8 protein-coding genes are annotated in these 11789 nt (G+C 64.1%); 4 read left to right on the top strand and 4 right to left on the bottom strand.

Translation table 11 applies throughout. The features are described from left to right. Window positions 1-9 precede the first annotated feature (9 nt). Entirely contained in the window at window positions 10-1836 is a 1827-nt protein-coding gene (typA, locus tag AB1286_RS03885; protein ID WP_430362022.1) for a translational GTPase TypA, read from the bottom strand. A 319-nt stretch (window positions 1837-2155) separates the two neighbouring features. On the opposite strand from typA, the gene AB1286_RS03890 reads away from it, so the two are divergent. From AB1286_RS03890 to AB1286_RS03905, 4 genes are all read left to right on the top strand, one after another. After that, window positions 2156-2635: a MarR family winged helix-turn-helix transcriptional regulator gene (locus AB1286_RS03890; protein WP_430362023.1), complete on the top strand. Its 480-nt coding sequence runs from the start codon at window positions 2156-2158 to the stop codon at window positions 2633-2635. A 118-nt stretch (window positions 2636-2753) separates the two neighbouring features. After that, on the top strand, window positions 2754-4256 hold the full coding sequence (locus AB1286_RS03895; RefSeq protein WP_430362024.1) for an efflux transporter outer membrane subunit: 1503 nt from the start codon (window positions 2754-2756) through the stop codon (window positions 4254-4256). 101 nt (window positions 4257-4357) lie between these two features. Then, a complete protein-coding gene (locus AB1286_RS03900; protein ID WP_430362025.1) occupies window positions 4358-5620 on the top strand; it encodes an efflux RND transporter periplasmic adaptor subunit in 1263 nt (420 codons plus the stop codon). A 52-nt stretch (window positions 5621-5672) separates the two neighbouring features. Next, window positions 5673-7232: a DHA2 family efflux MFS transporter permease subunit gene (locus tag AB1286_RS03905; protein WP_430362026.1), complete on the top strand. Its 1560-nt coding sequence runs from the start codon at window positions 5673-5675 to the stop codon at window positions 7230-7232. 76 nt (window positions 7233-7308) lie between these two features. On the opposite strand, the gene truB is transcribed toward AB1286_RS03905, so the two are convergent. The 3 genes from truB to infB all read right to left on the bottom strand — a co-directional run bounded on the left by truB (window position 7309) and on the right by infB (window position 11766). Then, window positions 7309-8283 (bottom strand): tRNA pseudouridine(55) synthase TruB, encoded by a 975-nt coding sequence (gene truB, locus AB1286_RS03910; RefSeq protein ID WP_430362027.1) that lies wholly within the window; start codon window positions 8281-8283, stop codon window positions 7309-7311. 58 nt (window positions 8284-8341) lie between these two features. Then, window positions 8342-8710: a 30S ribosome-binding factor RbfA gene (gene rbfA / locus AB1286_RS03915; RefSeq protein WP_430362028.1), complete on the bottom strand. Its 369-nt coding sequence runs from the start codon at window positions 8708-8710 to the stop codon at window positions 8342-8344. A gap of 140 nt (window positions 8711-8850) precedes the next feature. Next, window positions 8851-11766, bottom strand: a complete 2916-nt coding sequence (gene infB / locus AB1286_RS03920; protein ID WP_430362029.1) for a translation initiation factor IF-2 — start codon at window positions 11764-11766, stop codon at window positions 8851-8853. Window positions 11767-11789: the final 23 nt, after the last annotated feature.

The raw sequence follows: 11789 nt of genomic DNA on the forward strand, positions 1-11789 counted from the left end.
GGTTCGACTTTAGTCGACCGAAGCCTCGCGGCTTGCGCGGCGGCGCTCGTGCTCCTTCAGGTGGCGCTTGCGCAGACGGATCGATTGCGGCGTGACTTCGACGAGCTCGTCGTCGTCGATGAATTCGACCGCGTATTCGAGCGACATCTGGATCGGCGGCACGAGACGCACGGCTTCGTCGGTGCCCGACGCGCGCACGTTCGTGAGCTGCTTGCCCTTGATCGGGTTCACGACGAGGTCGTTATCGCGGCTGTGAATGCCGATGATCATGCCTTCGTACAGCGCATCGCCCGGCTTCACGAACATGCGGCCGCGATCTTGCAGCTTCCACAGCGCGTAGGCGACGGCGGCGCCGTCGTCTTGCGAGATCAGCACACCGTTGCGACGCTCGCCGAGCGTGCCTTCCTTGACCGGCGCGTATTCGTCGAACACGTGGCTCATGAGGCCCGTGCCGCGCGTGAGCGTCATGAATTCGCCCTGGAAGCCGATCAGCCCGCGTGCCGGAATCTTGTATTCCAAACGCGTGCGGCCGCGGCCGTCGGATGCCATGTCGAGCAGTTCGCCCTTGCGGCGGCCCAGCTCTTCCATGACGCCGCCTTGGTGGCCGTCCTCGACGTCGACCGTCAAGAGTTCGTACGGCTCGTGCTTGACGCCGTCGACCTCGTGCAAAACCACGCGCGGACGCGACACGGCGAGCTCGTAGCCCTCGCGGCGCATGTTTTCGATCAGGATCGTGAGATGCAGCTCGCCGCGGCCCGACACTTCGAAGACCGTTTCGTCGCCGGTGTCGCGCACACGCAACGCCACGTTGTGATTCAGCTCTTTCGTCAGACGATCGCGGATCTGGCGGCTCGTAACGAACTTGCCTTCCTTACCGGCGAGCGGCGACGAGTTCACGAGGAAGTTCATCGTCAACGTCGGCTCGTCGACCGTGATCATCGGCAATGCTTCCGGCGTCTCGGGGGCGCAGATGGTCGCGCCGATCCCGATATCTTCGATACCGTTGATCAAGACGATGTCGCCCGCTTGCGCCTCTTCCACTTGCACGCGATCGAGCCCGTGGAACGACAGCACTTGGTTGATCTTGCGATTGAGCACGGCGCCCTCGGGCCCGAAGCGCAGCGCAACGGGCTGGCCGGGCTTGATACGGCCGCGCGCAATGCGCCCGACGCCGATACGGCCGACGTAGGTCGAATAATCGAGCGACGTGATTTGCAACTGGAGCGGACCGTCCGGATCGGCGTCGCGCACGGGCACGTGCTCGAGAATGGCTTCGAACAGCGGGCGCATGTCGCCGTCGCGCGCACTCGCGTCGAGCGAGGCGTAGCCGTTGAGCCCCGACGCGTAGATGATCGGGAAATCGAGCTGCTCTTCCGTGGCGCCGAGCTTATCGAACAGGTCGAACGTCTGGTTGATGACCCAGTCGATCCGGGCGCCGGGACGGTCGATCTTGTTGACGACGACGATCGGCTTGAGACCGAGCGCGAGCGCCTTTTTCGTCACGAAACGGGTTTGCGGCATCGGACCTTCGACCGCATCGACGAGCAGCAGCACCGAATCGACCATCGACAGCACGCGCTCGACCTCGCCGCCGAAGTCGGCGTGACCCGGGGTATCGACGATGTTGATGTGCGTGCCCTCGTACTCGACCGCGCAGTTCTTCGCCAAGATCGTGATGCCGCGCTCTTTTTCGATGTCGTTCGAGTCCATCACGCGTTCCGCGATCTGCTGGTTCTCTCGGAACGTGCCCGACTGGCGAAGCAGTTGGTCGACGAGCGTGGTCTTGCCATGGTCGACGTGGGCAATGATGGCAATGTTGCGTATAGCGCGAGTCATAAGAATAAGGGGCGGTTGCGTGCGCGAAACAGGATGCGACGGGAGAGCCAAAACGGGTGCGCGCACTTTCTGGGTAACTCGGGATTCTACCACGCGGTCGTGACATCGAACGCGCCGGTTCCAACTACTACATCTCCGCCGCATACGCCGTGCCGATTTGCGCCCCCGCCAGCACGGTTATGAGGAAAGCCTCATAATAGCCATCCGCTTTAAGGGTTTGCTTAAATCGTACGGGTGGCGCCATCCGATGCTTGCCGTGTCAAACGATTTGCATCTATAATCATGCCTAGTCAACTATTGCAATCGCACGGAAACCGCCATGACGAAAACACCCGCGCCGCTGCCGCCCGAGGTGTGCAACTACCAGTTGGACGAAAGCGTCGGCTACCTGATTGCCCGCGCCAAATCGAGCTTGTCCAACCTGGTGACGCAAAGCACGCTGGATCAGCTTGGCATCACGAGCACGCAGGCCAGCATGCTGTTCATGATCGCAAGCGGGCGCTGTTCGCTGGCGGCGGAACTGGCCCGCGACTACGGGATTGACGCAAGCGCGGTGACTCGGCTGATCGATCGGCTGGAAAAGCGTAATCTGCTGTCGCGAGTACGCAGCTCCGAAGATCGCCGCGCGGTTCACCTTGCCGTGACCGAGGAAGGCCGCGCGCTGGCCGCACGGATGCCGGCGATCTTCGGCGGCGTCGTCGAGAAGGCGCTTGCGGGCTTCACGCCCGAAGAAGTGGGATTCTTGAAAAGCATGCTTCGGCGGATTCTCGCCAACACCGCCGAGTCCGCGGCGGATTAGCGGCGCCGGCAGCGCCTGACGTCGGCGCGGTTGGCTGACATGGCAACGAGTTTCGACCTTCAATCGTAAAAAATAAGTTGCAAAGTCCATGATTACACTCACCTCGAAAGGCCGGGCGATGACCTCCTCTCTCACCGCCGCTCGCATTAAGACGGTCCGGGCCGCGGTCGCGGCCGCTGCCGCCGTGCTCGCGATGGCGGGATGCGCCAATTACGCGGGGATCAAGAGCGACAAGCAGATCACGTCGGCCACCTCGCTCGAATCGGCGCAGAGCCTGCCGAGCGAGGGCGGCGCGTGGCCGACGCTCGATTGGGCCAAGAGCTTCGGCGACCCTCAACTGCCGACGCTCATCGACGAGGCCTTGCAAGGCAATCCGTCGATCGCGCAGGCTCGCGCGCGGATCGCCAAGGCGCAGTCCTACACCGAGAGCGCGCGCTCGACCTTGCTGCCCACCGTCGACGGCAGCTACTCGGTCACTCGCGAGCGCTTCTCCGAGAACGGACTGTATCCCCCGCCCTTCGGCGGCGGCTGGTTCACCGAGCACAACGCGCTCGCCAGCGCTTCGTGGGACCTCGACCTATGGGGCAAGAACCGCGCACGCGTGAACGCATCGCTCTCGCAGGAGAAGTCGGCCGAGGCGGACATGCAAGAAGCGCGCGTGACGCTCGCCTCGTCGGTCGCGCGTACCTATAACCAACTGGCCCAGCTCTATGCGCTGCGCGACATCGCGGCGCGCGAAATCCGCAATCGCCAGGAAGTCGGCACGATCACGAACGGCCGCGTCGCGGCCGGCCTCGACACGAACGTGGAAAAGGAAACGGCGCGCGGCAACGTGGCGTCGAGCCAAGCCACGCTGTCCGACCTCGACGGTCAAATCAAGGCCGTGCGCTTCCAATTGGCCGCACTGCTGGGCAAGGGCCCCGATCGCGGACTCGCCATCGCCGAGCCTGCGCTTGCGGCCGGCGGCGCGGTAACGCTGCCCTCGAATCTGCCGGCCGACCTCGTCTCGCGCCGCCCCGACATCGTCGCCGCGCGCTGGCAGGTGCAAGCCGCGCTCGCGAACGTCAAGGAAGCGAAGGCCGAATTCTTCCCCGACATCAATTTGGCGGCTGGGATCGGTTTCGACGCGTTCGGCTGGGGGCACTTCCTGACGGCGGCGAGCCGCCAGATCCAAGGGGGCCCTGCGATTCACCTGCCGATCTTCGATGCCGGCGCCCTGCGCGCGCAACTGAAGGGCCGCTATGCCGACTTCGAACTCGACGTGGCGAATTACAACCAGGCACTGATCAACGCGATGTCCGACGTCGCCACGCAAGTGGCGTCGATCCGCTCCATCGACACGGAGATGAGCGATGCGCAGCGCGCGCTCGACGCATCGACCCAGGCCTACCGCTTGGCGGTGATCCGCTATAAGGCCGGCCTGTCGCCGCAGTTGCAGGTGCTAACCGCCGACAACAACCGGCTCGCCGCGGAGCAAACCGTGACAAACCTCGCGATGAAGCGCCGCGATCTTCAGTTCGCGCTGATTCGCGCATTAGGCGGAGGCTTCGACGCGCAGTCGGCCGGCGTAGCCCTGCCGGCCTCCGAAGCCACGGCCGCGCAAGCGCCCTCGGCGGGCTGAGCAGTAACAGTCAGAGCAAGAACAGAACAGATTCATCACTCAAGCAAGATTCAACGATAGAGCTTCGACAAGTCGAGACTCGAGAAACGGAGAGCATTTCCATGAGCGACACTCAACAAACCGCCGCGAGCGTGCAGTCGCAGAACAACAATAGACGCAAGCGCTTGATGACCCTGCTCGTCGGCGTCATCCTCGTCGCGGCCGTCGCATACGGCTTGTACTACTTCCTCGACGCGCGCTTCCACGAGGATACCGACGATGCGTACGTGAACGGCAACGTCGTCCAGATCACGCCTCAAGTGACGGGCACGGTCATCGCCGTGAACGCCGACGACACGCAGACGGTGACTGCCGGCGCGCCGCTCGTCGTGCTCGACGGCGCGGACGCGCGCGTCGCGCTGCAACAAGCCGAGGCGAATCTCGCGCAAACCGTGCGGCAAGTGCGTGGCTTGTTCGTGAACAACGACCAGTTCCAAGCGCAGATCGCCCAGCGCGAAGCGGACTTGTCGCGGGCGCAGGACGACCTGCGCCGCCGCGTCGCCGTCGCGCAAACCGGCGCGGTGTCGCAAGAAGAAATCTCGCACGCTCGCGACACGGTCAAGGCGGCGCAGGCCGCGCTCGATGCGGCGCAGCAGCAGCTCGCCTCGAACCGCGCGCTGACCACGAACACGACGATCGCCACGCATCCGAACGTTCTTGCGGCCGCCGCGAAGGTGCGCGACGCGTACCTGAGCAACGCCCGTAACGTGCTGCCCGCCCCGGTGACGGGCTATGTGGCGAAGCGTGCCGTGCAAGTGGGCCAACGCGTCTCCCCGGGCACGCCGCTGATGGCCATCGTGCCGCTCGAATCGGTGTGGGTCGACGCGAACTTCAAGGAAGTGCAGCTCACGCACATGCGCATCGGCCAAGAGGTACAGCTCACGGCCGACATCTACGGCTCGTCCGTGGTTTATCACGGCAAGGTCGTGGGCTTCTCGGCCGGGACCGGTTCGGCGTTCTCGCTGCTGCCGGCGCAAAACGCAACCGGCAACTGGATCAAGGTCGTGCAACGTCTGCCTGTGCGGATCGCGCTCGATCCGGCCGAGCTGCGTGCTCATCCGCTGCGCATCGGTCTTTCGATGCAAGCCGACGTCAATATCAAGAACGACTCGGGTAGCCAGTTGAGCACCGCGCAAAACACCGTCTATCAAACGAACGTGTTCGACAAGTACGGCGACGAAGCGAATGCCGAGATCGCGCGCATCATCGAGCAAAACGCCGGCGGCAACAACGGCCTTGCGCAGCAAAAGCAGCCGAGCGCGAGCACGCATGCGTCGGCGAGCCATGCCGCGAAGGTCGCGAGCAGCGGCGCGAAGCTGATGTAAGCGCCGATTCGCCTGTCGACAACATAACGAACGCTCCGAGGTCAACCGCTCAATGGCTCAGCCCCAAGCCCCTCATCCGCCGCTGACCGGCGCTCAACTGGTGATAGGCACGATCGCCGTATCGCTGGCCGTGTTCATGAACGTGCTCGATACGTCGATCGCGAACGTGTCGATTCCGACCATCTCGGGCGATCTCGGCGTGTCCTCCGATCAGGGCACGTGGGTGATCACGTCGTTCGCAGTCGCCAACGCGATCTCGGTGCCGCTCACGGGCTGGCTGACCGAACGGCTCGGCCAAGTGCGGCTGTTCCTCGCGTCGATCGTGCTGTTCGTCATCTCGTCGTGGATGTGCGGACTTGCGCCGACGCTGCCGTTCCTGCTCATGTCGCGCGTGATCCAAGGCGCCGTGGCCGGCCCGATGATTCCGCTGTCGCAAACGCTGCTGCTAGCGAGCTATCCGCGCGCGAAAGCGCCGCTTGCGCTATCGATGTGGTCGATGACGACGCTGATCGCCCCTGTCGCGGGGCCGATTCTCGGCGGATGGATCTCCGACAATATCTCGTGGCCGTGGATCTTCTACGTCAACATTCCCGTCGGTATCGTGGCGGCGATCGCCACCTGGGCCATCTTCCGCACGCGAGATTCGGTCATCAAGAAGGCCCCGATCGATTCGGTCGGCCTCGCGCTGCTCGTGATTTGGGTCGGCTCGCTCCAGGTCATGCTCGATAAGGGGAAAGACCTCGATTGGTTCTCCTCGACGACGGTTGTCGTGCTCGCGTTGACGGCGCTGATCGGCTTCGCATTCTTCGTGGTCTGGGAGCTGACGGCCGAACACCCGGTCGTCGACCTATCGCTCTTTAGGAAACGCAACTTCACGGGCGGCACGATCGCACTGTCGATCGGCTATGGGCTTTACTTCGGCAACCTCGTGCTGCTGCCGCTGTGGCTTCAAACCGACATCGGCTATACGGCGACGGATGCCGGCCTCGTCATGGCGCCCGTGGGACTGTTCGCGATCTTGCTCTCGCCGATCACCGGCAAGTTCTTGCCGCGTACCGACCCGCGCAAAATCGCGACGGCCGCGTTCGTCGTCTTTGCGCTTTGCTTCTGGATGCGTTCGCGCTATACGACCGGGGTCGACACGTGGTCGCTCGCATTGCCGACGCTTGTGCAAGGGATCGCGATGGCCGGCTTTTTCATTCCGCTCGTATCGATCACGCTATCGGGCCTGCCGGGCAATCGCATCGCGGCCGCATCGGGGCTCTCGAACTTCGTGCGGATCATGTGCGGGGGGATCGGCACGTCGATCTTTACGACCGCTTGGGATCACCGCACGAGCTTTCACCATGCGCAGTTGACCGAGCGTGCGAGCATATTGGATCCGACGTTCAGTCAATCGATGACGCAACTGGGCTCGTTCGGTCTCGACAATGCGCAGCGCTACGGCATGTTCGACCGGCTCGTCACGCAACAAGCGGCGCAGCTCGGCGTAAACGACCTGTTTTATATCTCGTCGGTCATCTTCATCGTGCTGATCGCGCTCATTTGGATCACGCGACCGGAACGCTCCGGCGGCGGCGATTCGAGCGCCGCGGCATCGGCGGCGCACTAGCCGACGCACAAAACGCAAAACGCCTGGTCGGTTCATTGAACCGCCAGGCGTTTTTTTTCGTCGTGCATGTCTGCGATTATGCGGAGACGGACGCCGTCACGATCAGCCGCTCGGGTGCGAGCACGCCCTGCTCCGCCCGCGCCACCCCGAGCAACGCGCCGTCTTCGTCGCGATAGACGCGCACGCGCGTATCGCCATGCCCGCGCGGGACGGCTACTGCTTGGGGATCGACCGGCGCCGGCGGCGGCAAATCGGCCAGACGCAGCCGCTGCCCCTGAAGGAACCGCTTCGCTTCGACCGAGCCCAGACGCATGGCCGGGAACGTCGAAAGCAGCGCATCGACGGGACGCAAGCACGCGTCGCGCTCGGCAGGCTCCATCGCCTCCAATGCGTCGAGCGTCACCGCATGCTCGAGCGTGAGCACGCCGACTCCCGTGCGTCGCAACGCAACGAGGTGCGCGCCGCAATCGAGCGCCGCGCCGATATCCTCTGCTAGCGTACGCACGTAGGTGCCTTTGCTACAGGTGACTCGAAACGTGACGTCAGGCAATGCGGAGCCCAGCAACTCGAGCCGGTGGATCGTCACCTCGCGCGCGGCGCGCTCCACGACCTGGCCGGCGCGCGCGTATTCGTAAAGCGGCTTGCCGTCGCGCTTAAGCGCCGAATGCATCGGCGGCACCTGCGAGATCGGCCCGCGAAAACGCGCGAGCGCCGCCTCGATGCGGGGCACGTCGACTTCGACAGGTCGAGTTTCGAGCACTTCGCCTTCGGCATCGCCGGTACTCGTGCGGATCCCGAGGCGCATGGTGGCCTCGTAGGTCTTATCCGCTTCGAGCAAGTCTTGCGAGAACTTCGTCGCCTCGCCGAAACACAGGGGCAGCAAACCCGATGCAAGCGGGTCGAGCGTACCGGTGTGGCCCGCTTTCTGAGCGAGCAAAAGGCGCTTGGCGCGCACGAGCGCGTCGTTGCTCGACAGCCCGAGGCCCTTATCGAGCAGCAAGACGCCGTCGAGCGCGCGGCGCGGCACGCGTGGACGTTGAGGTGGTTTCATCGAATCGTTTCAAAAGCGCGAACGGCGGGCACGACAAGGCGGCCCGGCTCACGTTCGTTCAATCGTCTTTCGCGCGCGTGGCGTTCGCCTCGTCGATCAAGCGCGACATCTCCACCGCTTTCTCGATCGACTTATCGTAGTGGAAATGCAGCGTAGGGACCGTGTGGATGTGCAAACGCTTGAAAAGCAGATTGTGCAGGTGCCCCGCCGCATGATTGAGCGCGACTTGCGTGGCTTGCGCATCTCCCGTCAGCGTCGTGAAGTAGACCTTGGCGTGCGCGTAGTCGGGCGTCAGCTCGACGCTTTGAATAGTGACGAGCCCGACGCGCGGGTCCTTGACCTCGCGCATGATGAGCTCGGACAGATCGCGCTGAATTTGATCGGCGATCTGGACGTTGCGATTTGGGGATGTACGTTTCTTCGACATGATGAACCCGCCTAGCGGTTAGGGCGCATTGTCATGACCGATGCACCCCGGCGGACGCTCAAAAGCTTGAGCGCCGCTATAAAAACAACGGGGCGGAGGAGGCTTGCCGCCCGCTCCGCCCCGAGCCGCGCATTTGCGTATCAGAGCGTACGCGCGACTTCCGTGACTTCGAACACCTCGAACTGATCGCCTTCGACGATATCGTTGAAGTTCTTGATCGACATACCGCATTCGAAGCCTTGCTTCACTTCCTTCACATCGTCCTTGAAGCGCTTGAGCGAATCGAGCTCGCCCGTGAAGATGACGACGTTGTTGCGCAGCACGCGAACCGACGACGAACGCTTGACGAAGCCGTCCGTGACCATACAGCCCGCCACCGCGCCGATCTTCGGCACCTTGAACACTTGGCGCACTTCGACCATACCTGTGACGACCTCGCGCTTCTCGGGCGAGAGCATGCCCGACATCGCCGCCTTCACCTCATCCACTGCGTCATAGATGATGTTGTAGTAGCGGATATCGATGCCGTTCGCCTCGGCCAGCTTGCGCGCCTGTGCGTCGGCACGCGTGTTGAAGCCGATGATGACCGCCTTCGATGCCGTCGCGAGGTTGACGTCCGATTCGCTGATGCCGCCCACGGCGCCGTGCACGATCTGCACGCGCACTTCGTCGGTCGACAGCTTTTGCAACGACTGAACCAGCGCTTCTTGCGAACCTTGCACGTCGGCCTTGACGATGAGGGGCAGCGTTTGCACTTCGCCCTCGCCCATCTGCTCGAGCATGCTTTCGAGCTTCGCGGCCTGCTGCTTCGCGAGCTTGACGTCGCGGAACTTGCCTTGACGGAACAGCGCGATTTCGCGCGCCTTACGCTCGTCGGGCAACACGATGACTTCTTCGCCGGCCGCCGGCACTTCCGACAGACCTTGAATTTCGACCGGAATCGACGGACCGGCTTCCTTCGTCGGCTTGCCCGTCTCGTCCAGCATCGCCCGCACGCGGCCGTATGCACTGCCGGCGAGCACGACGTCGCCGCGCGAGAGCGTACCCGACTGCACGAGGATCGTCGCCACCGGGCCCTTACCCTTGTCGAGCTTCGCTTCGATGACGAGACCCTTGGCCGGCGCTTCCACCGGAGCCTTCAACTCGAGGACTTCGGCTTGCAGCAGCACGTTCTCGAGCAGGTCGTCGATGCCCGTACCCATTTTCGCCGAAACCGCGACGAACGGCGAATCGCCACCGTACTCTTCCGGCACGACGCCTTCGGCGACGAGCTCTTGCTTGACGCGATCGGGGTTCGCATCGGGCTTGTCGATCTTGTTGATCGCCACGACGATCGGCACGCCACCGGCCTTCGCGTGGGCAATGGCTTCCTTCGTCTGCGGCATCACGCCGTCGTCGGCTGCCACCACCAGAATGACGATGTCGGTCGCTTTCGCACCGCGCGCACGCATGGCCGTAAAGGCCTCGTGACCCGGCGTATCGAGGAACGTGATGACGCCGCGCGGCGTTTCGACGTGATAAGCGCCGATGTGCTGCGTAATGCCGCCCGCTTCGCCGGCCGCCACCTTCGCACGGCGGATGTAGTCGAGCAGCGAGGTCTTGCCGTGGTCGACGTGACCCATGACCGTAACGACCGGCGGACGCGGCAGTTGCTCCGCATCGGTCGCTTCGCCTTCGACGAGCAACGCTTCCGGATCGTCGAGCTTGGCCGCTACCGCATGATGGCCCAGTTCCTCGACGATGATCATCGCCGTTTCCTGGTCGAGCATCTGGTTGATCGTGACCATCTGGCCGAGCTTCATCATCACCTTGATGACTTCCGACGCCTTCACGGACATCTTGTGGGCGAGGTCGGCCACGGTGATCGTTTCCGGCACGTGCACTTCACGCACGATCGGCTCGGTCGGCGCTTGGAACGAGGTCGCCGAATCCTGATGCTTGCCGCGTCCCTTCGGACCGCCGCGCCAGCCGCGGTCTACACCGCCGCTCGAATCGCCGCGCGTCTTGATGCCGCGACGCTTGGCGGCATCGTCCTGCCAGCCGCCCTTGCCGCCTTGCTTCTTCTTGTCGGCCGAGCCCGGTGCCGTGGAAGGCTGTGTGCTCGACGGCGCCGCAGTGCCGCCGGCGGCCGGTTTGCGCGCTTGCGTAGCGGGCCGCGGTGCTTCGCCGGCCGGTCGCACGGGCTTGTGCAGCGTACCCTTCGCCTCAGCCGCCTTCGCGGCTTCAGCCGGCTTCGCGGGCGGCGGCGGTTCGGGCGCCTTGACCTGCGCCTTACGCGGCGTATTCATCATTTCGCGGATGGCGCGTGCTTCGGCCTCGGCCTTTTCACGGCGCTTGCGAATCTCGTCTTGCTCGGCGCGAGCCTTCTCGGCGGCTTCCGCGCGCGCCTTTTCGGCAGCCTCGCGAGCCGCATCCTCGGCCTTCTTGGCCGCTTCGCGCTGCGCGGCGCGTTCCGCCTCGGCGCGCTCGTCCTCGCCGGCGACGCGTTCGGCTTGCTCGCGAGCCGCGGCTTCCGCACGCGTTCTCGCCGCCTCTTCCTCGGCGCGCTGACGCTCCGCTTCGGCGGCCTTTTCGCGCGCCTGACGCTCGGCTTCTTCGCGCTCGAGCCGCTCTTGCTGCTCGCGCAGCTCTTGCGCCTGTTTCTCGAGCAACTCCGCTTCGCGGCGCGCTTCTTCCTCGCGACGCTGCAACTCGGCGCTTTCGTCCACGGAGGACGCTTGCGCCGCCACGGCTTCCGCCCCGGCTTCGCCCGCCTCGTCGCGTTTCACGAATACACGTTTCTTGCGCACTTCGACCTGAATGGTGCGAGCCTTGCCCGTCGCGTCGGATTGCTTAATCTCCGACGTGTGCCGGCGAGTCAGCGTGATCTTGCGCTTGTCGGTATCGGCCGAGCCGTGCGACTTGCGCAAATGATCGAGCAGACGCGCTTTGTCCGCTTCGGACAGTGCATCGTCCTCGCTCGCTTTCTGGACACCCGCCGCCTGAAGCTGCTCGAGCAGCACTCCAGCCGGCATTTTCAGTTCCGCGGCAAATTGGGCTACGTTGTTACTCGCCATTCATTCCTCTTAATGCAAGGACC

This window comes from Trinickia sp. NRRL B-1857 (genome assembly GCF_050470685.1).
Taxonomy (GTDB): Bacteria; Pseudomonadota; Gammaproteobacteria; order Burkholderiales; family Burkholderiaceae; genus Trinickia.

Bases quoted from the DNA above. Each gene is read 5' to 3' on its own strand.
- rbfA (WP_430362028.1), bottom strand. From the start codon at position 8,710: ATGTCGAAGAAACGTACATCCCCAAATCGCAACGTCCAGATCGCCGAT.
- AB1286_RS03900 (WP_430362025.1), top strand. From the start codon at position 4,358: ATGAGCGACACTCAACAAACCGCCGCGAGCGTGCAGTCGCAGAACAAC.
- AB1286_RS03890 (WP_430362023.1), top strand. From the start codon at position 2,156: ATGACGAAAACACCCGCGCCGCTGCCGCCCGAGGTGTGCAACTACCAG.
- truB (WP_430362027.1), bottom strand. From the start codon at position 8,283: ATGAAACCACCTCAACGTCCACGCGTGCCGCGCCGCGCGCTCGACGGC.
- AB1286_RS03905 (WP_430362026.1), top strand. From the start codon at position 5,673: ATGGCTCAGCCCCAAGCCCCTCATCCGCCGCTGACCGGCGCTCAACTG.
- infB (WP_430362029.1), bottom strand. From the start codon at position 11,766: ATGGCGAGTAACAACGTAGCCCAATTTGCCGCGGAACTGAAAATGCCG.
- AB1286_RS03895 (WP_430362024.1), top strand. From the start codon at position 2,754: ATGACCTCCTCTCTCACCGCCGCTCGCATTAAGACGGTCCGGGCCGCG.
- typA (WP_430362022.1), bottom strand. From the start codon at position 1,836: ATGACTCGCGCTATACGCAACATTGCCATCATTGCCCACGTCGACCAT.